The sequence below is a fragment of the Desulforapulum autotrophicum HRM2 genome, assembly GCF_000020365.1.
Taxonomy (GTDB): Bacteria; Desulfobacterota; Desulfobacteria; order Desulfobacterales; family Desulfobacteraceae; genus Desulforapulum; species Desulforapulum autotrophicum.
This window is the reverse complement of record NC_012108.1, coordinates 5,322,771-5,348,867: the sequence shown is the minus strand read 5'-3', so window position 1 is coordinate 5,348,867 and position 26,097 is coordinate 5,322,771. Positions and strand designations below refer to the sequence as shown.

Here is a 26,097-nt window from a genome sequence, read left to right as displayed (position 1 = left end):
ATGATTATAGTGCCGTTGATGCCCCAGGGCATTTTTGCTTGCAAGGAGGAATAGATGATGCAACTTTTTAAAACGAACAAGGGGCTGCCCTGGTTAATATGGCTGATACTGGCAGGGTTCATGGTCTTTCCCCCCCAGAATCTGGCAGCGGATCTTACCCTTGCCCAGGCCGTGGACACGGCCATTTCCCTGAACCCTGGACTCCAGGCCGCCCAGTTCAGGACCCATTCCGCCGGGGAGAAGGTTGTCCAGGCCCGTTCCGGAGCGCTTCCCCAGGTGCAGTTTATGGAGCAGGTGAACCGAACCACCAACCCCATGTGGGCCTTTGGTACCCGCCTCAACCAGGAAGTCATCACGACCCAGGATTTTTATCCCGACAGCCTTAATGATCCGGATGCCATTACCAACTACGCAACCCGCGTTGCCGTTGACTGGCCGGTGTATGACAGCGGTCAGACCTGGTACGGGGTGCAGCAGGCGAACCTCAACCAGGAGGCTACAGCTTTTTTACAGGAACGTATCCGCCAGCAGGTCATTGCCAATACCATAACTGCCTATCTTCGTACCCTGCTTGTCCGGGAAAATCACATTGTCGTTGGTCAAATTCTGGAAACGGCCCGGGCCCACCTCAAGATGGTACAATCCCGGTATGACGGGGGTTTTGTGGCCAAAAGTGACCTGCTCCGGGCCCAGGTACACATTGCCGATCTGGAGCAGCAGCTGGCTGAAAGCAGAAGCCAGACCGACATTGCCAGATGCATGCTCAACATTGCCATGGGAGGCGCCGGGAACCTGGACAAAACTCTGACAACCCCCCTGGAAGCCGGAGCCCCCATGCCCGGCACCCTGGACGACTGGATCAGTAAAGCCCTGTCCCACAGGCCGGACCTGAAACAGCTCATGGCCCAGAAGCGCATTGCCGAAAAAGAGATCGATAAATCCAGGGCGGCCCGTCTGCCCTCGGTGCGTCTTTCCGGAAACTATGAAATCAACACCGAGGATTTCAGTGATTCCGGCAACAACTACACCGTGGGTGCCGTGGCATCCCTTACCCTGTTCACCGGTGGCCGAATTTCGTCAGCCATCCGGGAAGCAGATCTGAATCTGAAACAGATCAACGCCACAATCCAGGCCATGGACCAGCGTATCTGCGGTGAGACCCGCCAGGCCTTTTTCAGTGCACAAAGTGCCTGGAAACGCATCCAGGTGGCCCAGGCGGCCATTGGTCAGTCCAGGGAATCGCTTCGAATCGTTAAAAATAGGTATAACAACGGTCTTTTCACCATCACAGATCTCCTGGACGCTGATGTTCTGGTACAACAGAGCCTGACCCATCATCTTAAGGCCATCCACGACTATCGGGCTGCCATGGCACACCTTGAACTGGCAGCGGGCACAATCGATAAACAATAAATAAGGGTCAACAGAAGGCAGGTTCGTAAAATTTTTCTTCCACCAATGCTTAAGTCTGAAAGTTGAGTTAAGAATAATTTGACCGGCAGCAGGAGATTCCCCTGCCGGTTCTGATCTTCCATGGATCTGGGAATTCCATTGTAAATCCCCTGGGTTTTTGATAAAAATATCTATGATTTTAACCTGGAAATTGACCATCATTTTTCAAAGGTTTCATCCAGATTGGGTTGCAGGATATAAATATTATTTTCGTGCAAAGCCACAAAGGCTATGATCCTTTTTGTGGCTTTGTGCGAATTTTTAAATGGACATGCACAGGAAGGCCTTTAGTCATATAGATCACCAGAGTGATTGATTTAAAGGGTACGGTATTCGTATCCGGCAAATGAGGTGATGGGCACTCCCATTGCCGGACCACACGAATGAGAGGAAGAGGTACGAGCGGCTGACCATGAAAACCGTAATTCCCCAGCTGGCCTATTTTTTCGGCAACAACACCTCCAGAAGAAATGTATTTCTGCTGGTGAGATTTTTTCTGGTTCTTGTGGTGATTGTCACTGTTTACAGTGTGATGTTCCACGTCCTCATGCTGCTGGAGGGCAAGGAGTACTCATGGATCACCGGATTTTACTGGTCGCTGACCGTCATGTCCACCCTGGGGTTTGGGGACATCACCTTTACCAGTGATATCGGCCTGGTCTTTTCCATTATTGTGCTGCTCACCGGGATCGTCTACCTGCTGGTCATGCTCCCCTTTACCTTTATCCAGTTTTTCTACGCCCCCTGGCTGGAGGCCCAGTCCCGGGCAAAAACCCCCAGGGAGCTTCCGCCGGAGACCAAAAATCATATCATTTTGACAGCCCTGGATCCCATCACCACCAACCTTATCAAAAAACTGATTTTCCATAAATATGAGTATGTGATTCTGGTGGATGACCTGCAACAAGCCCTGGAACTGCACAACCTGGGGTATAAAACCGTGTTTGGGGATTATGGGGACCCTGACACCTATCGCCGGCTTCAGGTGCAGAATGCCGCCATGGTGGTGGCCACCCATGATGACATGGTCAATACAGGGATTGCTTTTACCATCCGGGAGATCTGCAGGGAAATTCCCATTGTCACCTCTGCCGACAAGGCGCACTCCCTGGATATTCTGGAATTTGCCGGCAGCAACCATATTTTCCAATTCAGCAAGATGCTGGGAAAATCACTGGGGCGTAGGGTACTGGGGGTGAACATGGGGGCCAACATCCTGTGGCGGCACGAACAGCTTCTCATTGCCGAGGCCCCTGCCATGAGAACCGCTTTGGAAGGGAAAACTCTGGTTGCGACACGGCTTCGGGAAAAAACCGGGGTGACGGTGGTCGGTATGTGGGAGAGGGGGAAGTTTGAAGCCACGGGTCCCAATACCCTGATCACCGCCTCCACCGTCCTGGTGCTGGCCGGGTCTGCCGAGCAGCTGGAAGCATTTGACCACCATTTTTCCATCAGCAGTAAAAAGTTCTCCCATGAGTTTCCGGCCCTGATTCTCGGCGGGGGCCGGGTGGGGAAGGCAGCGGCAGGTGCCCTTAAAGAGCAGAAGATTCCCTACAAAATTGTGGAAAAAAGTCCCACACGGACCCTGGAGAGGGAGAACTACATCCATGGAAATGCCGCCGATATAGATATCCTGCAAAAAGCAGGTATAGGCAAAGCCCGATCCGTCATCATCACCACCCACAATGACGACATGAATGTCTATCTGACCATTTACTGCCGCCAGCTGCGGCCGGACGTCCAGATCATCAGCCGGGCCAACAGTGAACGGTCCGTGGCCAAGCTTCACCGGGCCGGGGCAGATCTTGTCATGTCTTTTGCCTCCATGGCCGCCAATACCATCGTTAATCTGCTCAGCAAGGAGCAGGTGCTCATGATGGTGGAAGGGCTCAGCATCTTCAAGGCCACAGCACAAAACCTCGGGGGAAAGTCCCTGGTCGAGAACCAGGTGCGGGAGAAGACCGGGTGCTCTGTGGTGGCCATCACCCGGGAGGAGGGGTTGATCCTCAACCCAGATCCGTTCACCCCCCTTGAAAAAACAGATGCGCTCATTCTCGTCGGTACGGTGGAGGCTGAAAAAACCTTTATGGAAAGATATGGAACATAGTCTGCTCTTGGCGAAAGTGCCCCATGGAGATGCTGCCCTCTAATGGGTCTTTTTTCCTTAAAACATGGAAAACATGGGGTAAATCGAATTAATATATCAAAAAGATTCCAAAACAGGTTAATTACGTCTAAAGAAATTCGGAATTTTCGAGTTTCAGCAAAAAGCCCCGAATTTCTACAATCCTGATTTGTCTGATGCAGTCCACACCAGATTATAGAGATCGGTTCGTCGGCTTTCCATGTTCCGGACACTTCCCTTGGCTCGCAGTTCTTTGATCAGATCCAGATCCAGATCTGTTATCAGTGTGGTTTCAACACCGGGGGTTGCTTCGGCAGCGATGGCATCGTGGGGAAAGGAAAAGTCGGACGGAGTAAAGATGGCGGCCTGGGAATACTGAATTCCCATGGTTTCAACCTTTGGGATATTGCCGACACTGCCGGAAATGGCCACATAGCACTCATTTTCAATGGCCCGTGCCTGGGCGCAGCGGCGCACCCTGAGGTAGCCGTTTCGGGTATCGGTCCAGAACGGTACCAGTAAAATTTTCATACCTTTTTCGGTTTGAAGCCTTGCCAGTTCCGGAAACTCCACATCATAACAGATTAAAATGCCGATTTTTCCAACATCGGTTTCAAATACCTTGAGTTTATTTCCACCGGTAAAATTCCAGTGAATCTCCTCATCAGGGGTGATATGCAGTTTTTCTTGACAGTCCCAGGTGCCGTCACGTCGGCACAGATAGGCCACATTCATCAGATCCCCGCTGGTGCTGATGGCAGGCACGCTGCCAGTCACAATGTTGATATTGTAGCTCAGTGCCATCTCCACCATGGCTGTCCGCATATTTTCAGTATGTTCAGCCAGCATCATCATGGCCTCTGATGGACTTTTTTCTTTGTACGTATGGATCAACGGGGCATTGAACAATTCTGGAAAAAGGACAATGTCAGATTTATAATCTGATACGGTATCTACAAAAAATTCCACCTGCTGCATGAAATCGTCAAAGGATACAAACCGGCGCATCTGCCATTGGACCACGCTCACCCTGGCAATGGATTTGGTTCCTCCGATGAGGCGTGTTTTTTTTTGATAATAAATATTCAGCCATTCAAGCAGCACGGCATTTCCCCGGGAATGACGGTCTTCAAGCCAGTAGTTGTCAAGAAGATTGAGCACATGAAAGTCATTGGAAAGTTGAAAGGTGAGTACATTATCCACCACTTCCCTGTTTTGAACCTTTAAAATATATGCCTGTGCTGACATGTGATGGGCGTATTCCTTATACCCGGGAATCCTGCCGCCAAGAAGAATCCCTTTGAGGTTCAGGCTGACGGCCAACTCTTTTCGAGCATCATACAGTCGCCGTCCCAGTCGCATACCACGATAATCTGGATCCACAAAAACCTCGATTCCATAGAGGTAGTCTCCCTCCGGGTCATGGGATCTGAACGTCCCCTTTCCGGTAATCTGGTCATAGGTGTGGTGTTTTCCAAACAGGCTGAAGGTAATTGTGATGGATAATGCCACCGCCACCGCTTTTCCTTTGTCTTCAATGCAGATCTGACCTTCACCGAAGCGGTTGATAAGGTTGTTGATCTCCTTTTCCGTCCACGGAGCAGATAATCCTTTGTAGACCTTGGCGCTGATTTGACGGACAGCATCATAATCCTCTATTGTCAGGTTCCGCAGATTCAGTTTGTGGGTTGTTTCAGTGCTCATATTACTGTTCATACTCCTTTGATGGGAAGGCTATCGGATGGATAGAGCATGGTTCTTCCAGGTGGAAACCATCTTATTTAAATGGTCGCCGGCCGGGCCGTCCAGCACCACCCCCCTGGGATGATTTCGGGCAAGGGTACGAAAGGGGTTGTCCGTTATATTGATGTCCACCAGAATCGCCCGGGGGTTTTTAAAAATCATATGGCCGATGTGCATGGGCAGAGTGGTGGCTCCGGCGGTACCCACCACCACCAGCAGATCCGTGGTAATGGCCCATTGAAAGGCTGTTTCCGCCTGGAACAGGGCTTCATCATAGTATTCGTCAAACCACAACACATGGGGACGGGCAAGACCCCGGCACCGGGGACAGCGCAACAGCTCTTTTTCCACCGGGGTGACCGCCTGATTTTTCTTCTTATATTCCACCTGATCGGGAAAGGGAAAAAGCGTGTTGCAACAGCCCTGGGCGCATCTCATGAAATTGAGGTTCCCGTGAATCTGAAAGGTTCTGGACGGACTGTTGCCCGCATTAAGATGCAGTCCGTCCACGTTCTGGGTCACCAGGCGGAATCGATCGCCCAACAAAGCCTCCATTTCCACAATGGCCCGGTGTCCGTGGTTGGGAGCAGCACTGGCACAGACGGTTCGTCGATAAAGATACCATGCCCACACCTCCCAGGGGTCCCGGGAGAACATGGCGTGGGTGGCCATCTCTTCTGGCCGATATTCCCGGGAACCAATGGTCCAGTAACCTTCAGGGCCTCTGAAGGTGGGGATGCCGCTCTCGGCGGATATCCCGGCACCGCTCAGCACCGTCAATCGGCCATTGCCATCCATGAACGCTTTCAAAAGATTTTCAAATGTCATTGTCACCCCTAGGATGAACGTCTTTCAAAACTTCATCGTTAATTCTTCTACCAATCTAACGGAAATCTTTGGGTCCCATTGTGAGCCTTTTCGTAATTTTGACATGATTCTTTAACCTCCCCCCCTTGTAATCTTCTCTCTTTTAATTCATATCTGCCACGATATTGTCATCTTAAGCTTTAAAGCAGTTTTACACCCAGTGCAGGGTACAAATAGCCTGGAGAATAGATATCCGAATTCCCATGGATAAAATATCATAAAATGAGAAAGATAAAAATCCCTACTTGGCGAAGAGCTATTCAGTCAGATGTTTACCCAGGGAGGGAGACCGGAACCCGACGTGACCAGGCCCGATACCGGTATTCTGTACCGGTATCAGGCTGGGGGCTTTTTCTCAACCAATGGTAACTTTTTAGAGAAAGCCCAGTTCGAACTGCAGGTTCTGGTCATGGGTGATGACCACCAGGCCCGGATCCATATGGCGCGGGGGCTTGCGCATCTCAATACCGGCTGAGGTTCCGTCAAAAAAGAGGGAACCGCGGTCGGTGGTTTCCACCTCTCCCTTGATACGGTAGAGTCTGCCCAGGTAAGGTGTCAGGCTTTGGTGCATTTCCCTGGCCGTTCTCCGGTGGGGGGTTATGACAAAGGATGTGGGCCGCCCTTTCTTGCCCCATCCGTTGAACCGGTCGGTGTCCAGGGAGAGGTAAGCATCACGGCGTTTGGCGAGGAGGTCAAGAAGATCGCCGTCGAATTTTCCACGGGTTGAGAAGAGAATCTCCTTGAAGGGGTAACGTTGGGTCAGATGGAGGAACAGTTCATCCCTGGCAGGTGTCTCCAGGAGGTCTGCCTTGGTGATCAAAAGTACGTCGCTGGCCTCCATCTGCTCGGTGAGTACCATGAGGCTTTGTTCCATCTGCATGTGGCGCTCCCCGTCCACGAGGCAGACCATCCCGCCGCAGGTGAATTCTCCCGGGGCTTCGAGGTCTATGGCCCGCGTGATATCCCTGAGGCCGGAGGGCTTGGCCAGGCCGGAGCACTCCACGATGAGCAGTTCGGGTTTTATTTCCCTGTAGGCCAGGACCGATTTTACAAAGGAGCCGGAGAGGCAGGAGCAGAAGATTTGTCCAGCCTTGAGTTCCTGGATTTCTTCTTCCAGGTCAAAGGTGTCAATGAGGGATGTGTCTATTCCCATTTCGCCGAAGTCGTTCACGATGACCCCGATCCTCATTCCTTTGTAGGTTTTGAGAAGGGTGTTGAGAAGGGTGGTCTTTCCTGATCCGAGAAATCCGCTGAGAAAAATATAGAGTGTCATAATACCTCCCTGATTTCAGTGAAGAGTTCTTGCTGGGAGGGGATGATCGACGAGTGCTTGAGTTCACCATTGATATAGATGGAGGGCAGCTGCTTGACACCCATGATGCGACAGCGGGCAATGTTTTCGGGAAGGGTGTACTTGTGCTCCACCACATCGATCTCTTCACCGAATTCCGCCTGGGCGTCCATGCCCACGGCCAGCATGTAAGTGCAGGCAGCGCAGGCCACAGAATCCAGGGTAAAGACTTCGACCAGGGGTTTGTCCAGGTTGTCGTAATCCGGCAGTTCCCCAGTGAACTCTGCTTCGGTGACTTCGTAGTTTTTCACCATCTCCCGTACCGATGCCGTGTTGTGTACGGCCTGTTCCGCGGCGAGCACATTCTCTATGGGGGTGGCGTAGGGCATGTCGCACCCGGGAGCGATGATAAGGTTGTGCTTTGTCTCCACGGAGTCGATGAGATCCACCACGGCCTTCATGTTGTCCTGCTGGGTACCGAAGAGCATGGCGGTGGTCAAAGGGATGTTTCCGCCCAGTACCACATCGTGGATGTCACAGATCCTCTTGGCCTTGGCCAGGTCCACGTTTTCGTCCACCGATATGGAGTCACAGCCGGTGCGGCACATGGCATCCAACTTTTGTGTGGCGTTTCCGCAGACAAAAAACGAGGATTTGGCGCCCCGCTCCCGGATATAATCAAAGACCCGCTTGAAGGGCAGGGCCATGTACTCCTCAAAATGGGCCGGCGAGATCTGAGAGATCATCGGGTCCACCAGCGCCACCACATCCATTCCCGTGTCAAGGGTATATCCGGCAATGGTGACAGCCACCTCTGCACAGTAGTTAAGGAGTCTGTGCATGTAACCGGCATCGGTCATCATGTCCATGAAGATGTTGGTTCCCCGCAGGTGGAGGGCCAGGGTGAAGGGACCGGTGATCAGACCGTAAAGAGCGGTAGTTTCTCCGAACTCCGCCTTCATGCGTCGCATGACGTCGAGCTCCATGGGCAGCCTTCCCTCAGCCGGTGACGGGATCTTGGTGGGGATTTCCTTGGTGTCTGCCAGGGGATGAGTGATGACTGTGGGGGGCGAATCTTTGGCCCAGAGCAGTTCACATCCCAGGATTTCCGCCTCCAGCTGGAGATCAAATATGATGGGCTGGCCATCGGGTTTGTAGAGCTGGTTGACTTTCTTGAGAGACTCGAAACATTTGTCGCTGTCCTGGTAGACTTCGTCTGCATCGTACCCGGTCAGAAACCCTGAATGGACACCTGCGAAGGGGACCCAGGGCAGGGAGTCTGCTTTCTTTCTGTTTAAAACTGTCATGATTCGTTCTCTGCCTGTCATTTTCTGCATTTTATTTCTCCTTAAGCATTTTTCTGTTCTTTTTCATCTGGTCCGCTGTTTTGCTTCCAGAGAATTGTCCGGTTTCTGCTTCCCATCCGGTGTTCCGGTTTTGTGCCGGAATGCTCCACTCGGAATTGAAGACGTTTCCTGTATAGCATATCTTGTGCCAATGCCTTCATGCAGGGGGTGGAGCGTATGCAGATCCGGACTGCGGAGGATACGCATGGGATCTGGGACCGCCATTGATTTTGTGTTTGTGTGGAAAAAGAAAAAACGGATTATCTTTTTGTATCAGGAGATATTTTCTAAATTATTTTATAATTGTTTTTATAAAATATAACGTTTTTGAAATATAGGGATCGTATAATTACATTTTTGTCGAAAATAATAAATGGGCAGCTGAAATTAAACAGCTAAAATCATAGTGTTATGTACTTGTTTGTTCTGCAGGACCTTCTGGTTGCATTGGTTTTAAAACCGGTTGTTTATCCATGCTTTTGAAAAAAATGTTTATAAGTATGGTCTTATCAACATTTTATCGGCATTGTTTTCAACAAAAAAAGCATGATGGCCTTTTAAATCACCATGTTTTTTAACCTGTGTTCATAAATCTTGAGTTTTGAACATTTTTTAAACAGGTGGGAATTATAGTTGAACCCAGTCCTCCATGGCCTGAAGATTCTGGAATGTCCAGATGTCTGATATCTGTCGTTTGATATAGGCCGAATACTGCCCCTATAATTTCAAAAACAGTGCTGCACAGAAAGACCGTGTTCAAAACGTGCGGTTGAGGAGTGGGCATCCAAGGATGTGCACCTGGATTTCAGGCTCGTTGGCAAACGGATGCTGGGCACAATCGACACGCAATAACCAAGGCTCAGATACCGAGTTCCTGGTTGATTTTCTGCATCCATTCCGGGAACCTGAGACCCTCTTTTTGCATATAGTGGGCGCTGTAGGGTTTGATATCAATAACCGGGCTCTGGTCAACGGCTTCAAAGCCCTTGACGATCAATGTGTTTGCTTTTCGCCCCACCAACGGCACGGCAGACACCAGAATTGGATTGGGCCGGGCCGGGCTGCAGGTGGCAAATATGCCCTGGAGGGGGATCTCCTGTCTGCCCATGGGATGAACCTGCTGGAGCTTTCTTCGTTCAGGATCAATCAGGTGGGGCCAGTAGAGAACCAGAATGTGGGAAAAGGCTTCGATCCCCTTGAGAAGCGGCTCCCATGGCTTGAATACCTGGATTTCAACCAGGGTGTTTTCAAGTTCCTGGTGCTTTTTTTTAAAGTCTTCCATTGAATGGGCATTTTCAAGATTCTCATCGTTGGCCCTCATGGTCGGTGTTTTCAGGGGGCTGTTGACTATGCCCACGGGTACAAGGTTCATCGCCGGCCAGTTAAACTGTTTGGGGTCGTAGGATTCCTGGTCATTCATTTTTATTGCTCCTTTGCATCGTTTCTGGGTTTGTCTGGGTACAAAAATCAGGCGGCCTGCTCAACCATTGCCGGCATCACCCTCTTTGTCCGGGAATCGTGATGGTCGTCCATGGGGATCACAATGGGAAGGCCCCTGTGGTGGGTGATTTCAACCTTGACACCGTATACTGCCTCGACCATTTCCGGGGTGATGTCAAGGATATTTCCGGCCGAATAAATGGTGGCCTCCTTCAGAAAAATATATTTGTCCGCATACCGCATGGCCGCGTTCAGGTCGTGCATGGTCATGATTGCGGCCATCTGATGATCCTTGATGATGTGGCGGATCAGGCCCAGAATCTGGGTCTGGTTCTTCAGATCCAGGCTGGCCGTGGGTTCGTCAAGGAGCAGCAGGTCGGTCTGCTGAACCAGTGCCCTTGCAATGCACACCTTCTGGAGTTCGCCGCCGCTCATTTGATCCAGGTATTTGAGGCTGAACTTTGAGAGGTTCAGATGGCGGATGACCGCATCCACCTTGATCAGGTCCTGTTTGGAAACCCGGTAGTTGATATGGGGCCTTCTACCCATGAGAACGGCGTCAAACACCGTTATTCTGGCGGGTTCGCTTTGTTGGGCCACATAGGCGATCTCCCTTGCGATCTGCCGGGGTGTCATCTCCTGGGTGTTTTGTTGCTTGATGAGAATATTACCCTTTTGGGGAGACAGGATGTTGTTCAGGCATTTGAGCAGGGTGGTTTTTCCCACACCGTTGGGACCGAGGATCACGGTGAGTTCCCCGGGCTGAATGGAAAAATGGATGCCTTTCAGGGTTTCGCAGCTCCTGTAGGTAAAGGTCAGGTCGTTCACGGTAAGTATCATTTTCTGCTTCCTTTCATGATCAGGTAAATAAACACGGGTGCCCCCAGAAACGAGGTAAATATGGATACGGGTAGCACATGGGGCAGCAGCACCAATCTTGCCGCGATATCGGCTGCCAGCAGGATCAGGGCGCCGGCCAGGATGGATGCGGGCATGAGGAAACGGTGATCGTCGCCAATGACCCGTCGGACGATGTGGGGGGCCACAAGCCCTATGAATCCGATGATCCCGGCAAAAGAGATGATCACCGAGGTGACAAGGCAGGCTGCCATCATTCCTGTCAGCCTTACCCGTTCCACCCGGACCCCCAGACCCCTGGCAGTTTCGTCTCCAACGTCCATGGCGTTGTAATTCCAGGCGTTGGCCAGAAAATAAACCAGAACAACGCCTGTGACCAACGATAAAAAGGCCAGGTCATGCCAGTCGGTCCTGGCAACATCCCCAAAGGTCCAGAACACCATGGCGGCAAGCTCCACATCATCTGCAAAAAACTGGAGCAGCATGGTGCCGGCCGTGAACAAGGCTCCCAGGGCCACCCCGGTAAGCACCATGACTTCCGGGGCAGATCCCCTGATCTTGGCAATGTAGGAGATCAGGCAGGCGGTGCCCATGGAAAAAGTAAAGGCAGAGATCAGGGTCAGCATGGGGCTGGAGATGGTCACGGCGTCCCCCAGGGTGCTTGCCATGGTGCCCGACCCCAGGACCATGACGGAAAAGGCTGCGCCAAATGCGGCGGCATGGGCGATGCCAAGGGTAAAGGGTGAGGCCAGGGGGTTTCTCAACACCGACTGCATCACGGTTCCGGCCCCGGCAAGGCCGGCTCCAGCCACCACTGCCGTTAAGGTCTGGGGCAGGCGGATGTTCCAGATGATCAGATCGAATTGTCGTATGGCCTGATGGGTAAAAAGGGTTTTGAACACATCCGCAAACCGGATGTGAACTGCCCCGGATGAAATGCTTGCCATAATGGTCAGGATAAGGGCTGCAAGGGTAAGGGTGATAAACAAAGACTTGCCCAGGGTATAGCGTTTGTAGTCACCTGGCACCACCCCATGGTCAAAATGCATGGATTCTCCTTAATTCGGGCTCAATTGAGGTTGATTCGTTTGAATACCTTCTGGTCAAAGGATTGGTTCATCCGCTGGAACACAGGTTTTGACAGTAGAAAGGTGTAGATCTCGTCGGCTTTTTGTTCAGGTTCAATATCGGTAAATTGTTCAGGGTAAAGGATTTTACCGATAAACCAGCTGTCGGCAAGTATGGAGCCAAAATTCTGGGCATACCAGTTATAGGGCAGCACCCCGAACACTGCCCCGGCTTTGACCGCTGACAGCCCCTGATAGACAGGGTCTTTTTGGAGTTCATAAAGCCCGCCCTGGTCAGACCCCATCTGGAGGGTGGAAAGATCCAGAAAAAGAACCCGGGGGTCCAGGGTCAGAATTTTTTCCCTGGAAAAGTTGCTCTGGCCGGGTGCTGTGCCATGGTCGGCAGGCCGGGCAATATTGCGGGCATTGACAAATTCAAACGGGGGATACCGGGGCTCTGTGGACTGGAATCCATGGGGACCCTTAAAGGCGATTCCACCGACAAAGCAGGTCTTTTTTTCAGCCCCGGGAACGTTACGGGTGCGATCTTCAAGGGCCTGGATTTCGGCGTCAAAAAAATGGATCACCTCTTGGGCCCGGGCCTGCCTGTCCAGGGCCTGGCCAAGGATGGTCAAGGCATTGTAAAAATCCTGGCGGCTGTGGACCAGGTCTCCATATTTAAGGGTGACCACGGGAATGCCTGTTTTCCTGGAAAGCTTTCCGGGGTCATCACCGGCCACCCCATGGATTTTGAAAATCACCTGGGGCAGAACTGGAAGGCCGAGGATTTTTTCAGGGATGTCCCGGCCCCTGAACCCACCAAAAACAGGAAGCGTCTTAAACTGAGGGTTGGCAAGGGCGTAAGGCCGTGCGTCAAATCTGTTATTGCGACGTTCAATGTCGTCAACCCCCACCACAAGATTCTGGGCCCCCAGGTAGGTCACAAGCCTGAGGCATCCGGAACCCGAGCAGATGATGTGGTCGACCTTGTCCGGAAGAACAACAATCTTGCCTGCTGCATCTGTAATTTTTTGGGTTGCCCCAGCCTGGGCGGCCACTGTGAATATAAAGACGAGCACACAAAGTCCCAGGCCAGCCCCCATAATTGCTATAGATCGATCCATCTTTCCTCCAAAAATAAAAAAAGCCACCAAAGATCCGTTTCCAAAAAATGGAAAATTGGGGCCTTCGTGGCTTGATTATCAATATGGCAGTCTGATCTTGTTCGCTGCCTTCAGGCAGACGTTGTTATATCCCTATTCGATTCATCGCGGTCTGTCAAGGAAATTTCCAGGGCCGGAAGATAGAGAGATACCGCGGTTCCACCGGTTTTGCCTGGTTTTATGGTTGTACAGCCGCCATGCTTTTCCATGATGGAATGGACAACGGTCAGTCCCAGTCCCATGCCTTTTCCCGAGCCCCTTGTTTTAGTTGAGAAATAGGGGTCAAAGACATTGTCAATGTCAGTCAGGTCAATTCCCGGTCCCTGGTCTTCAATGGTTATCTTTACGTATTGCTTGTCAGGCAAAAGAGGTAAAAAATCTTTTGCCGGGGAAATGGGGGCATCCTTGTCAATGGTAATCTTTAAACGTCCCCCAGGGGGCATGGCTTCCCTGGCGTTGGTGATGATGTTGTCAAGGACCTGGAAGAACTGTCCCGTGTCCAGTTCGACTTTACAGGAACAAGGGGGAAGGGTGGTTTCAAGGTTCATGCCGGTCCCGGCTATAATGGACGAAGCTGTCTTTTTAACAAAATGGACGATATCCACGGGTCGTTTGATGGGTGTTCCGCCCCGTGAAAGGGTGATGAATTTTGATGTAAGATTTCGTGCGCCCAGGGTTGACTGGTAAGCGTTCTGCAGAAACGAATATGTTTTTCCCTCAACGTCAAGGTTTGACTTTGCAAGTTCAATATTGCCCAGGATTGAAGCGAGCAGATTGTTGAAATCATGGGCGATGCCGCCCATAAGTGTTGCCGTTGCCTCAAGTTTTTTTGCGTTGATCAGCTTTTCTTCCAATTTTTTTTGATCTGTAATGTCCCGGTTACATGCCCTGCGCCCGAGAAAGGTCCCATCTTTTTTAAAAATGGGTTGGCAGATGTGATTAATCCAGTGTTTTTTTCCATCCTTTCCCAGAATTTCAAAATCAATGGATGTTGGGGGGGTGATTTGTATATCTTTTCCGTGGACGTGACAGGCAACTTCGTTTGAATCCAGGGATGTGCAGATTTCAGCCAGCAGGTTATTGTTCTTGAGAAAATCTTCAGGGGTATACCCGGTAATCCTTTCACACGAAGGAGAGATGTACAAGAGTTGATTATCAGGTCCTATCCAGTATTCCCAGTCATGGGAGAAATCCGCCACCGTTCGGAAACGCTCTTCACTGGTTTTTAATTGTTCATCAATAATCCTGAGGGAGATAATGTCCCGTTCAAGCTGAATGGCCATTTCCTTTAATATTTCAAGCGCTCTGGCCATTTCACCGAATTCATTTTGTTTTCCAATCAATGGAATCGCCACGTCGAGATCTTTATTTGCAAGTTTGTGAACCGTGGATGTTATCTGGAGGATGGGTTTTATCACCCGGAAATGCACATAAAAGAAAATTAGCAGAATCATTCCAAGGGATCCGGCAGCCCCGCAGCAATGGATGAGTATATGTCTTTTATTTTGGGTGAGCCGTGTCTGTGCATACGCCTTTGTTTCTGACACAATCTGTTCCATGAAAACGGCGATCTGTTTCAATGCTCCCACACCGTGGTCAAGAAATTCTGCCTGGGAAAAGGGGTAGGGCCTTCCACCATGGGCAAGGGGGAGGACCGCATTTCTGTAAGGCAGGTAATTTAAAAAATAGGAATCTTTTAACTTTGCCAGGGCCTGGGAAATCCCAGGGGATGACAGGGGCTGGCATAAACGGGTAAGGGTTTGAAAATGCAAGAGTGTAATCGTGTGGAGGGCGGCTATCTTTTCAGAAAGTTCTGATTCCATGGGGCTATTGGCGGCCATGGTTGCTGAAAGAATTGATATTTCCGGGCCTGCGGTATTACGCAGGGCCAAGGTTGCATGTTTCAGGGAGGAATAACGGCTGATAATACCGTCTGCATCGCTGATGTCGCTTGAGATGGTTACCAGAAGCGCCTCAATGGTTTCAATATATGCGGTCATGGCAGAAAACCATTCTTTTGCCAGTCCTGCCTGCCGTTGATCTTTGGGAACGACAAGATCTTTCCCGGTCTGTTCCCGTAATTCATGGATGCCCTGTTCCAAGGTCTTTATCCTGAAAAGCTCATCGGTTGTGCCTGGAATATCCATTGAATCCAGTTTTTTCAGGGCCTTGACCAGGGCTCTGTCCCCGTCGGAACGGTGGGCCTGGATGAATCGCCGGTTGGCTTCCATTTTTTCAACAGGGCCGTTATCATTTAACACCACGTTAACCCGGCCCCGTTCAAATCCAAAATTGCCCACAGCAGTAAACAGGTCATCACCCACATCGTTCAAGTACTGAACCTGCCTTGCCTGTTGGTATGATTCTATTGCGCTGTATATGGCCGGTAGGGATGAAAGAAAACTCAGCAGGAGAATTGCAACCAGAGCCAAAAAGATAATCGACTTGACATGGAAAAATTTTTTGTAAGCCTCTTTTAAAGCCCCATGCATGGCGTTGAATTCTCCTGGAGTTTGTTGGTCAGTTGGATTTTTTGACAAATTTTGTCAAAATAACAATGAGTTGGCCATTGACACGGCCTTCAATCTGTTCGTTGTTTGCCGGATCCAGGCTGATTCCCCGCACCATGGTGCCGCGCTTGGCCGTAAAACCGCCGCCCTTGACATTTAAATCTTTGATAATGGTGACCGAATCTCCGGCCGAAAGAGCTACGCCGTTGCTGTCAATGTATTGAAGTACATCTTCTTTGCCTTTCTCTCTGTCCATTGCCTTGGCCCAGGCCTGGGTCTCTTCGTCAAGGTAGAGCATTTCCAGAAGATCCTGGGGCCAGCCTTCATGCCTCAGCCGTGTCAACATGCGCCAGGCCATGACCTGGACGGCAGGGACCTGGCTCCACATGCTGTCGTTAAGGCACCGCCAATGATGGATATCCATTTTTTCGGGGTTTTCAATCTGGGCCAGACAGGTGTCACATACCAGTATGCACTGATCCGGGCTGCCGTTTGAATCCGGGGGAACTTCATACACTTCCAGGGCCTGGGTTGCCCCGCAAAGCTCACATTTGGATTCGCTGCGCATATGTAATTCTTGTTTTGTAGTCATTAATTCATTTTTCCTATGCGTTTAAGATCTCTATTGTGCCAAAAACAATTGGCATTGTATCCTGCTTAATAGTATATTTTTGTTTTTTTTCCAATACCCTGCCCTGGAAAATTCGTTACACAGGCTTTGGGTGGATACAAATTAGATTTGACGCAGGCAGCCTTCAACGGCTTGTGAAAAGCTCCAGAATCGTGTACGTTCACGGACCATGAAAAAATCATCAAAAAACAGGCTCACCCCCCGGCAGCAGTCGTTGTTTCCCGGCAACACCCTTTTTGATAAAATTGCAAGGGCGGTCTGCCGGGCCGGCACCCTGCCAAGAAAAGAGCTCCATGAAGCATGGGAGATGGCTCGACGGGTGCGGCGACGATACCGGGGCGGCCGGATTCTGGATCTTGCCTGTGGCCATGGTCTGCTGGCCCACATCATGCTGATCCTTGATGACAGTTCAGAATCGGCCATTGCCGTGGACCGGCGCATTCCTCCGAGTGCGACACGATTATCCGACACATTGGTGGAATCCTGGCCCAGGCTGACGAACAGGGTGGTGTTCAAGGAGATGGATATCCGTGACATCATCGTTCGTCCGGATGACATTGTGGTGTCTGCCCATGCCTGTGGATCGTTGACCGATCTTGTCATGGACAAGGCCATTGGAAGTCATGCCAGGATGGCTGTTCTGCCCTGCTGCCATGATCTGAAAACAGCATCCACCGCCGGCCTTGATGGCTGGATGGAAAGCACCCTTGCCGTTGATACGGTAAGGGCCGTCAGGCTTCAATCAGAGGGATACAAGATCGTCACCCAGGCCATCCCCTGTGAGATTACCCCCAAGAACAGGCTGCTCATGGGCGAATATCAAGGGGATACTGCCCATCCATCTTGACCCTCCCCGTGGTTTTTTATCCTGTGGCGCCTGCTGAATGGGCTAAATTGTACAAACGGAGCTTTTAAAATCCGTCAATAAATTCTTCTGGTGTCATGGCCGTTGTCGTTTGTTGAAAGTGGATGCTGAGGCGAACGACTTGTGGAGGTAACAATCGGCAACTTGAAAGAAGTTCATGGTTTGAAAAGAGTTCTCTGGAACTGCCGTCAAAAACTTTTTTTCCGTTTTGGAGGCAAATGGTTCGGGGGATGTTTTCCGCAACAAAATCCATGTCATGGGTGATGATCAGAACGGTTTTTCCTCGATCCTTCAGTCTTTGCAGGGTGGTGATGAACAGCCTTATTTCATATGGGTCAAGTCCTGCAGTGGGCTCGTCAAAAACAATAATGGGGGTATCCATTGACAGGATGGATGCCATTGCCACTCTTTTACGTTCACTCAACCCCAAATCATGGGGATTTGTTCTTTGGAATGGTAATAAATCAAAATCAGATAAAGCCCAGTTTACCAGCCGGTCTGTTTTTTCTTTGGGATACCCTAAATTCCGGGGACCAAATGCAACCTCATCCCTGACCACACGCTTGCAAATCTGATCGTCTGGATTTTGAAATAAAAGGGCCACTTTTTTTGCCAGTTGGGAGACCCTTTGGGTTGATGAATCAATGCCCTGTATCCATAATTTGCCTGAGAAAGGGTATAGTAACCCGTTGAGGTGCCTGGCAAGGGTGGTTTTTCCTGACCCATTGTGACCAATCAGAGCGACTCGTTCTCCGGCAATTATCTTGAGAAAGATGTTTTGTAATGCAATTATTTCGCTGGAATATTTAAAAGTCAGGTTGTCGGCATGAACTTGAATTTCTTTTGGGTTCATTTTTTTGTTAGTCCCTTGATCGTGGTGGAAAACGATGCGGATAAGGGTTCGCCAGCAGTCCAAAGGCCTTTTGTTCGGGCCAGTGCTGCCACCCGTGTAAACCGTGTCCATTCCATATTTACCTCTTTTAAGACCGGTGAGGTCAATATCTCCTGGGCGCTGCCGTCCAAAACCGTTGCCCCGTCTTTGAGAACGATGACCCGGCCTGCATATTCTGCTATGAACTCCAGTCGTTGCTCTGCAATGATAATGGTTGTGCCTTTTTTGTTGAGTTTGTGCAGGAGGTTAAATACCTCTTTTGCTCCCATGGGGTCCAGGAAGGTGGTGGGTTCATCCAGCACCAGAAAGGAGGGTTCTAGCGCAATGGCAACGGCTAAAATCAACCGCTGCTGCTGGCCACCGGATAGTTGATGGGGTGATCTTTGGGCTAAATCTTCAAGGCCTGTCATCCCCAGGACTCGTTGAACCCGGTGTATGATTTTCTCCTTTTGCAACCCTTGATTTTCAAGACCCAAGGCCACTTCCTCAAATACCGTATAACAAAAACCGGATAATTGATTCCTGGGTATCTGCATGACCATCCCGACATCCTGGGCGATCTCACCCATGTCCATGGTGGAGATATCTGTCCCGTTTACCCTGATTCTCCCCTGTATCCTGCCGTGATATAAATGGGGAACAATGCCCGAAATGGCATGGCAAAGGGTGGATTTTCCTGAATTGTTTCCACCGATGATGGCAGCAAATTCTCCGTTTGAAATTTTAAGGGACACATTTTTCAGTGAGGCATTGGCCGTTCCGGGGTAGTGATAGCTTAGATTTTCAATCTCGATTCCGGACTGTGTCACCCGACTACCCCATAAATGATAATGCATATTGTAAGGATCAGCATCAGCCATCTCATTCGTCTTTGCAGCATTGAATCGGAAATCGTTCTGACATGGGTTTTTGGGTTTTTTGACTTAAATCCACGTAATTCAAGGGCAACGGATCGCTGTTCCACTTCCATGAGTGATCCGATAACCAGGGGGATAAAAAGTGGTGGCAATCCCAAAAAGCGTTTGAGAAGATTTCCCTCTGTGTCAAGTCCCCTTGACCGCTGGGCAGATTGAATTGCCACAATACGTTCACCCATGGCTGGAAGTAAAAGCAGCGGGCTGCCGATCAGATAGGCAAGGGTGGGTGACCCGGCTGTCTGGGATAGGGTGCTGATCAAATCTGCCGGGTGGGTTGTGAGAACAAAAAGCAGCGAAGCCGTCAATAGAATCACTAATCTTAAAATTGTGTTAACTGCGAACACCAATCCTTCCTGGTAGAAATTGAACCATTGAAGGTCAAGGAGTATGGTATGGTTTTCTGGATAAAGAACCCCGTGGATCAATACCATGAAAAAGGCCAGGGGCAGCATGGTTTTCCAGACAACTTTCCAGGACGTCTTGAATATCCCGGCACTTAACGAAAAGCCCAGGTTGATCAACAGCAAGGCAACATTCGTCAACCATCCCCCGGGAAGTAAATAAACAGAGACCCCGGTTAAAAGCATATAGCCTAGTTTATTAAACGGGTGGGTTTGGTGAAGCCATGAATTCCCATCAATAAAAAGTGTGGGAAAGGATGTACGGGGTCGCATATTATAGCAACAACAGGAGAGCGTGCATTAATTTTTGGGCGTGACTGCATTGACTTGTGGCAAACGGTCTGCAGTTCTTTTTGGCAATGCATTGACAATTATCCAGGACAATACAGCCGTTACGATTTTATCAATAAGATTGGAGGTAAAAACAGTGACAACCACGGACCCAAACAGATCGTTACCCAGGGCAAGCATATAGGAAGTGACAAAATCAGCACCAGAACCGGTAATTCCGCCAAACATATACAGTCTGATCGGCACAGCAACCAGGGCATTGAAAACGGTAATGATGATACCGCTGAGGATTGCCAGCCACCAGGTCCTGAAGAGTCCATATCTTGCGCATAGGCCGGCGGCGATGCCGATGGCCATGGCTACGGGGGAAAAGGCTGCAGCCACGGGCGAGGAGATCATTCCCCAGATAAGATTCGTCAGCAATCCTGTTAAACCGCCTGCCCAGGGGCCGGCCATTATACCCACGAGAACAGTGCCTATGGAATCCAGAAAAATGGGAAGTTTAAGCAGGGATACCAATTGCCCGGCAGCAATATTGATAACAATGGCCGCACCCATGAGAACCATAACCGTGGTGGTAAAATTTTCTTTAATATTTTCAGAAAAACCCATTGTCATTCTCCTTTAACAATTTCAAGCTCAGGATATCCGGTCTGGGGATCAAAGGTTCTAAGAAAGCTGCAATCGGGAAGAATGCCAATGACAATCTCTGCCGTCGTATATATTTTGCAGCCTTCCATCAAGTGGGCACCCAACGTTGTACCTTGTTCATCTGAAACAGCCATGTGGCAGTGGGAGCCCTTGTCCGACAGTACGCCTGTAAGGGAAACGATTTCAAAATGTCCGGTAAGGATTTCAGAATTTTTCTGGTTGGCAAAACGCAGCACCGCCCGGGTTAAACTGCCAACGCAGGTTAATATACATGCCGCTTTAATTTGTCTGGCTTCCATAAGCCGATCAATCTCTCGTTTAAGATCCTGACCGGGATGCAAGCGAAGGGCGATCTGTTCCATTTTTTATCCCTGTTTCCTAATTGTTTGAACGAAAACTCACCCATCTGCCGCGTTGCTGCACAAACCTGCCAAATTATAAATCGGGCCCCATGTACTCCAGTACACTCCGGTTTCAGCTTTGCTTGCGCCTTGCATATGGGCAAGTTTGTGAGCATAGCTCCTCTTCGAGCCATCCAAACACAGGTTTTCAGTCAACCACTATCTATGGGCAAATGATACCCATGTCAAAGAGATTATACGGATAGGCAAACCGCATCTGGATTGAGATGTTCAATAAATACTTACAACGCAGATATTGAAACGCTTCAAATTGATGGGGTTCCTGTTCAACGAGTTTAAAAGTTAGGCATGGGTTCATAAATAAATCGTTCGAGCAAAAAAGTCGAACAATAGTAATCGTTTGAATTTCGGATTATTGCTTTCCTTGGGCATCTTCCAGGGCGATTTCAAGCAGAGCAACCCCTGTTTCAGAGATGCCCAGTATATCCGCCTCTTTTGAGCCGATAATAAATGTCAGGTCCTGGTCAGGGTCATTTTTTTCCATTTTATTACAGACCATATTTACCAGTCTGACAATGGTCAGGAGAATATCAGAAGAATCATATTCCTCGTTATGGTGCTCCTTTGCAATATCGCAATACTGGGCTGGCAGATGCCACCTGGTTAACAATTCATATCCCTGCTGGGTATGGAGATTGTCCAGGATTTTATCCACAAGATTTGGGGTGGGATTGAATCCCGAAATCTCTGTAACAAGCATTTTTTCCAAGGCTGAAAGAAGACACAGCTTTCCCATGTCATGGAGCAGGCCAGAGATAAAGGCTTTGGGAATAAGATCTTCCATTTTAAGATATCGGGTTGTCCACAGGGTTCCAATGGCACAGGCCACAGAATGATTCCACAGCCGCTTCTGGAATTCCTTGATCATGGGATTAGCAGATGAAAAGTTCTGTTTATGGATCACCCGCATGACAATATTTATCAGTTCATTCTGTCCCAGCCTTACCAGGGCATCCCGGATCGTTTCTACCTCACCCAGTCCTTTGTAAAAGGGTGAGTTTGCAATCTTTAAAATTTCACTGGTCAGGGTCGGATCTGTGCGGATAAGTTTTTTTACAGCATCAAAATCAGGGTCGTTTTTTATGATTTCATTTTGGAGTTTAATGGCCTGGGGGTTTAATACGGGGAAAGAATTTTCACTGGCAATATACTGCTGAACGATATCTATTATTTTTAGTTCCTTGTTCATCTAAACTACACTCCTAACAAACGATTTATTTCCGGGACCGGTCTTGGCAAGATCAACCTTGGCACGCACCTGAAAATTTCATCCAGGGTGGTTATTCCTACAACTGCTTTGGAAACGGCATCTTCCATTAATGTGACAAGATTTGTGGTATCAATACTTATTTTCCTGATTTCATAACTGGACTTATGGTTGAGAATTGCTTCCCTGACATACTCGTTGAGAACCAGCATTTCAAAGACAGGGATCCTGCCCTTATATCCGGTGTAATTACAGGCCGGGCATCCAGTGCCTTTCATGAATTTATACCGGGCAATGTCCTGGGGAGCATACCCCAGAAGCTTAAGTTCCAGGGAAGATGGTTTATAGGGCTGTGCGCAATGCCTGCACACTTTTCGCAATAGCCTCTGGGACAGGACGCACACCACGGTTGATGAGATCAAAAACGCTTCAATCTCCATATTCATCAACCGGATAAGCCCACTTATACTGTCTTCAGTATGAAATGAGGTCAGAACCTTATGCCCGGTAAGGGCGGCATGGACAGCCACATCAGCAGAATAGTTGTCCCTGATTTCACCGATTACGATGATATCCGGGTCTTGGCGCACCACGTGGCGAAGGGTCTCTTCATAGGTCAGGTTGATATTGGGGTCAATGGAACACTGGGTAATGCCCTCCATCACATATTCCACGGGGTCTTCCGCTGTGATAATGCTCAATTCCGGTTTTTTAATATAATTGAGACAAGAGTACAGGGTGGTTGTTTTTCCAGATCCTGTGGGGCCGGTAATAATCAGGACACCGCTGGGTACACTCAGAACATCCCGCAGGTAGCACTCCAGCATTTTGGGCTGCATACCGATGTCCTCAATGTGAATGATCTGATCAATCCGGTTCAGAACCCTCAGGACAATTTTTTCACCAAATATGGCCACATAGATGGAAACCCGGAGATCATAGGTGTTTCCCCGGTCTTCAAAGGACATCCGGCCATCCTGGTGACGTCTTTTTTCAGCAATATTTGCTTTGCTCATCACCTTTATGCGTGCCGTAACCATGGCCATAACATCCCGGGGAAACTCCTTGTAGATCACCAGAATACCGTCTATTCTGAATTTTACCTGGAGCTTGTTCTTCATGGGCTCCATATGTATATCGCTGGCCCCCTGCTGAATGGCGGCGCTGATGATGGTGTTCACGATACCAATGGCTGTATTTTCATCAATTACAGGCCTGGATTTTGTTTTTCCCTCTATTAATTGATCCAGATATTTTTCAATGGAGCCTGGGGAGGAAATGGCAATAATCAGGTTCTCTCCGTACAATTTCCTGGCGCTATCAATGGATGCCTTGTCAAAGGGATCGGCAAATGCCACAATCACTTTATCCTCTTTGCTGCGCACGGGCAAAAAATGATTGGACCTGCACCATTGTATGGGTGCCTGGTTGAGAAGTTCCGTATCAAGGTCTTCAACCGAAAGATTGACGTAGGGAAATCCCAGTTGGACGGATAAAGCATCAAGAAAATCGCTCTCGCTCATGAATTGATGCTCAATGATAATCTGGCCAAGCTGCTTTTTGATGTCAGTTTTCTGAATATCCAGGGCAGAACGAAGTCTTTCAGGAGTAAGATACCCGAATTCCACAAGGATATCCCCGATCCTCAGGGAGAGGTGGCTTGATCGAAAAACCTCTTTGAGCTGTTCAGAAGTCGCATATTTAAGATCCTTAACAACATCAACAATGGTTTTTCCCGGAGACAGCTTGGATTTTACCCGCAGGGCGGTCTTAGCCTTTACAGGGCTTAAAATACCGGTCTTTACAAAGGCCGCTAATATTTGATCTGATACCTGTTTTCCAGTATCCTTATTGTCCATACGCTTCCCTTTTCTTCCTGAATTTCTTGATCTCCATGTCTGCAGACAATTCAATATAGTATTTATGACATTTCAAAAGGTTTATCAAGCTTTCAAAGGGGTGGTTGATGATATCACCGTGGTAAATCGGGCAGACAAAGAATTATACCTTAAAATTCAAGTCCGAAAGTTGAGATAAAAATATTGAAATGATGATTCTTTTATGAAACTATGATGCTCAGTTAATACAATATTCAATTGACCTTCCTTATCACTAAAGCGCTTAATTTTATTTATAATTGTTATTAGACGAAATGAATGCCAGCACTCCACAGGAGCAGAGAAAAATGGGTTGGCAAACGATAACGAAAACAAAGGGGCATCACCGGGTTCAACCCAATCTCCTTGATTATGATGCCGCCTGTGCTGATTTTTCCTGGGAAAATATTTCCAGCGAGTTGAGTGGGTTGCCAGATGGCAGGGGATTTAATATTGCCCATGAAGCGGTAGATCGCCATGCAAACGGACCGCTTCGGAACCATCTGGCCATCCGGTGGCTGGGAGACAACGGCACGGTCCTGGATTTTACATACAGGGATCTGCAGGAGCAAAGCAATCGTTTCGCCAATCTTCTGTGCCGGCTCGGGCTGGACAAGGGCGAGTGTGTATCCGTGCTCACAGGGCGCATACCCCAGTTGTATATTGCTGTGTTCGGAACTTTAAAAGCATTGGGAGTTGTCTGTCCTCTGTTTGCCGCCTTTGGTCCGGAACCGATCTTCCAGCGGCTGGAACGAGGAAAGGTGAAGATTCTGGTGACCACCTGGGACTTATATCGAAAAAAAGTGGCAGGCTTAAGCGCCCGGCTGCCGGAATTACAGCATATTCTCATCGTTGATCAGGCGGATGACCCGGGAGACGGTCTCTGGTCAATGCCCAGGCTAATGAACGAAGCCTCCAGCGAATTCACGATTCCGGCAACGGATCTTGAGGACAGGGCTGTCCTGCATTTTACAAGCGGCACCACCGGCATGGCCAAGGGGGCCATCCACGTGCACAATGCAGTCCTTATCCACTATATGACAGGCAGGTATGTGATGGATTTTCACCCCGGGGATATCTTCTGGTGTACAGCAGATCCCGGGTGGGTAACCGGAACATCCTACGGCATTATCGCCCCGCTGCTCCATGGGATTACCAATATTGTTGACGAAGCCGACTTTGATGCCGGGCGCTGGTATCGAATTTTAGACCGGGAACGAGTAAGCGTCTGGTACACGGCGCCCACGGCAATCCGAAGGCTGATGCGCATGGGCACGGAACCCCGCGAGCAATTTAATCTGACCCACCTTCGATTGATCCACAGCGTGGGTGAGCCCCTTAATCCGGAAGCCGTTGTATGGGGTCGGGATGTTCTGGGGCTGCCTGTCCATGATAACTGGTGGCAGACTGAAACCGGAGGGATCATGATTGCCAATTTTGCCTCCATGGACATTTATCCGGGCTCCATGGGTCGGCCACTGCCGGGGATCGAGGTGGCCATCGTTTCCAGGGTGGCTGAAAACAGGGTCCAGGTCCTGGGGGTTCGGAATGTGGAAGGGGAACTGGCCATTAAGCCTGGCTGGCCATCCATGTTCAGGGGGTATATCAATGATGAGGAACGCTACCATAAATGTTTCCTGGACGGGTGGTATCTCACCGGTGATCTGGCAAAATGCGATGACCATGGTTATTACTGGTTTATCGGTCGAGGGGACGACATCATCAAGACATCCGGTCACATGGTTGGCCCCTTTGAAGTGGAAAGCGCCCTGATGGAACATCCTGCTGTGGCCGAAGCCGGGGTGATCGGTAAACCTGACCCGCTGACTGGAGAAATGGTCAAGGCCTTTGTCTGCCTCAAACCCGGGTTCGAACCCAATGACGAACTTTGCAGACAACTGATCGGGTTCGCCCGACGCCTGCTCGGGCCGACCATTGCCCCCAGGGAAATTGAGTTTAACAACCATCTTCCCAAAAACAGGGCTGGCAAAATCATGCGGCGCCTTCTCAAGGCACGCGAACTTGGCCTGCCTGAAGGGGATATTTCCACGTTGGAGACAGAAAACGAGGAATAATGGCCA

Annotated in this window: 21 protein-coding genes; 4 read left to right on the top strand and 17 right to left on the bottom strand. The window is 49.6% G+C overall.

The features are described from left to right. Positions 1-54 precede the first annotated feature (54 nt). Together HRM2_RS23450 and HRM2_RS23445 are read left to right on the top strand one after the other, a co-directional pair. Positions 55-1,413, top strand: coding sequence for a TolC family protein (locus HRM2_RS23450; RefSeq protein WP_015906502.1), 1,359 nt, complete (start codon positions 55-57; stop codon positions 1,411-1,413). A gap of 451 nt (positions 1,414-1,864) precedes the next feature. Further along, entirely contained in the window at positions 1,865-3,559 is a 1,695-nt protein-coding gene (locus HRM2_RS23445) for a potassium channel family protein (protein ID WP_041273469.1), read from the top strand. 174 nt (positions 3,560-3,733) lie between these two features. Here the strand turns inward: HRM2_RS23445 and HRM2_RS23440 are convergent, their stop codons facing one another. The 10 genes from HRM2_RS23440 to HRM2_RS23395 all read right to left on the bottom strand — a co-directional run bounded on the left by HRM2_RS23440 (position 3,734) and on the right by HRM2_RS23395 (position 16,454). Next, positions 3,734-5,281, bottom strand: coding sequence for a bifunctional GNAT family N-acetyltransferase/carbon-nitrogen hydrolase family protein (locus tag HRM2_RS23440; RefSeq protein WP_187149308.1), 1,548 nt, complete (start codon positions 5,279-5,281; stop codon positions 3,734-3,736). Positions 5,282-5,311: 30 nt separating this feature from the next. Further along, positions 5,312-6,148: an SIR2 family NAD-dependent protein deacylase gene (locus HRM2_RS23435; protein WP_015906499.1), complete on the bottom strand. Its 837-nt coding sequence runs from the start codon at positions 6,146-6,148 to the stop codon at positions 5,312-5,314. Between the two features lie 412 nt (positions 6,149-6,560). Beyond that, positions 6,561-7,460: a GTP-binding protein gene (locus HRM2_RS25690; protein ID WP_015906498.1), complete on the bottom strand. Its 900-nt coding sequence runs from the start codon at positions 7,458-7,460 to the stop codon at positions 6,561-6,563. Next, a complete protein-coding gene (locus HRM2_RS23425) occupies positions 7,457-8,815 on the bottom strand; it encodes a uroporphyrinogen decarboxylase family protein (RefSeq protein ID WP_015906497.1) in 1,359 nt (452 codons plus the stop codon). Before HRM2_RS23425 ends, HRM2_RS25690 begins: the two co-directional genes overlap by 4 nt. Before the next feature lie 868 nt (positions 8,816-9,683). Next, on the bottom strand, positions 9,684-10,244 hold the full coding sequence (gene tsaA, locus HRM2_RS23420; protein ID WP_015906494.1) for a tRNA (N6-threonylcarbamoyladenosine(37)-N6)-methyltransferase TrmO: 561 nt from the start codon (positions 10,242-10,244) through the stop codon (positions 9,684-9,686). A gap of 47 nt (positions 10,245-10,291) precedes the next feature. Further along, positions 10,292-11,104 carry an ABC transporter ATP-binding protein gene (locus HRM2_RS23415; protein ID WP_015906493.1) on the bottom strand — a complete coding sequence of 271 codons (813 nt, stop codon included), beginning with the start codon at positions 11,102-11,104 and terminating at the stop codon, positions 10,292-10,294. Beyond that, the gene (locus HRM2_RS23410) at positions 11,101-12,171 is read right to left on the bottom strand and encodes a FecCD family ABC transporter permease (RefSeq protein ID WP_015906492.1); all 1,071 of its coding nucleotides are present in this window, start codon (positions 12,169-12,171) and stop codon (positions 11,101-11,103) included. Before HRM2_RS23410 ends, HRM2_RS23415 begins: the two co-directional genes overlap by 4 nt. A gap of 20 nt (positions 12,172-12,191) precedes the next feature. Beyond that, positions 12,192-13,313 (bottom strand): iron ABC transporter substrate-binding protein, encoded by a 1,122-nt coding sequence (locus HRM2_RS23405; protein WP_015906491.1) that lies wholly within the window; start codon positions 13,311-13,313, stop codon positions 12,192-12,194. Between the two features lie 110 nt (positions 13,314-13,423). After that, positions 13,424-15,844 carry an ATP-binding protein gene (locus HRM2_RS23400; protein WP_015906490.1) on the bottom strand — a complete coding sequence of 807 codons (2,421 nt, stop codon included), beginning with the start codon at positions 15,842-15,844 and terminating at the stop codon, positions 13,424-13,426. Positions 15,845-15,872: 28 nt separating this feature from the next. Then, positions 15,873-16,454 (bottom strand): PhnA domain-containing protein, encoded by a 582-nt coding sequence (locus HRM2_RS23395; RefSeq protein WP_015906489.1) that lies wholly within the window; start codon positions 16,452-16,454, stop codon positions 15,873-15,875. Between the two features lie 208 nt (positions 16,455-16,662). Here HRM2_RS23395 and HRM2_RS23390 point away from each other — a divergent pair, with 208 nt between their 5' ends. Next, the gene (locus tag HRM2_RS23390; protein ID WP_015906488.1) at positions 16,663-17,340 is read left to right on the top strand and encodes a methyltransferase; all 678 of its coding nucleotides are present in this window, start codon (positions 16,663-16,665) and stop codon (positions 17,338-17,340) included. A 64-nt stretch (positions 17,341-17,404) separates the two neighbouring features. Here HRM2_RS23390 and HRM2_RS23385 read toward each other — a convergent pair whose 3' ends face one another. From HRM2_RS23385 to HRM2_RS23355, 7 genes are all read right to left on the bottom strand, one after another. Then, positions 17,405-18,211, bottom strand: coding sequence for an energy-coupling factor ABC transporter ATP-binding protein (locus HRM2_RS23385; protein ID WP_041273468.1), 807 nt, complete (start codon positions 18,209-18,211; stop codon positions 17,405-17,407). Next, positions 18,208-19,059, bottom strand: coding sequence for an energy-coupling factor ABC transporter ATP-binding protein (locus HRM2_RS26315; RefSeq protein WP_015906486.1), 852 nt, complete (start codon positions 19,057-19,059; stop codon positions 18,208-18,210). The genes HRM2_RS23385 and HRM2_RS26315 overlap by 4 nt, the downstream gene beginning before the upstream one ends. Further along, positions 19,056-19,841 carry an energy-coupling factor transporter transmembrane component T family protein gene (locus tag HRM2_RS23375; protein ID WP_015906485.1) on the bottom strand — a complete coding sequence of 262 codons (786 nt, stop codon included), beginning with the start codon at positions 19,839-19,841 and terminating at the stop codon, positions 19,056-19,058. The genes HRM2_RS26315 and HRM2_RS23375 overlap by 4 nt, the downstream gene beginning before the upstream one ends. A gap of 27 nt (positions 19,842-19,868) precedes the next feature. Continuing rightward, positions 19,869-20,471 carry an ECF transporter S component gene (locus HRM2_RS23370; protein WP_015906484.1) on the bottom strand — a complete coding sequence of 201 codons (603 nt, stop codon included), beginning with the start codon at positions 20,469-20,471 and terminating at the stop codon, positions 19,869-19,871. Positions 20,472-20,473: 2 nt separating this feature from the next. Continuing rightward, positions 20,474-20,872 (bottom strand): PPC domain-containing DNA-binding protein, encoded by a 399-nt coding sequence (locus HRM2_RS23365; RefSeq protein ID WP_015906483.1) that lies wholly within the window; start codon positions 20,870-20,872, stop codon positions 20,474-20,476. A 412-nt stretch (positions 20,873-21,284) separates the two neighbouring features. Beyond that, positions 21,285-22,121 carry an HDOD domain-containing protein gene (locus HRM2_RS23360; RefSeq protein ID WP_015906482.1) on the bottom strand — a complete coding sequence of 279 codons (837 nt, stop codon included), beginning with the start codon at positions 22,119-22,121 and terminating at the stop codon, positions 21,285-21,287. A 5-nt stretch (positions 22,122-22,126) separates the two neighbouring features. Next, positions 22,127-23,998, bottom strand: coding sequence for a GspE/PulE family protein (locus tag HRM2_RS23355; RefSeq protein WP_015906481.1), 1,872 nt, complete (start codon positions 23,996-23,998; stop codon positions 22,127-22,129). 326 nt (positions 23,999-24,324) lie between these two features. On the opposite strand from HRM2_RS23355, the gene acsA reads away from it, so the two are divergent. Beyond that, positions 24,325-26,091, top strand: a complete 1,767-nt coding sequence (acsA, locus tag HRM2_RS23350) for an acetate--CoA ligase (protein ID WP_015906480.1) — start codon at positions 24,325-24,327, stop codon at positions 26,089-26,091. The last annotated feature ends 6 nt before the right edge of the window (positions 26,092-26,097 follow it).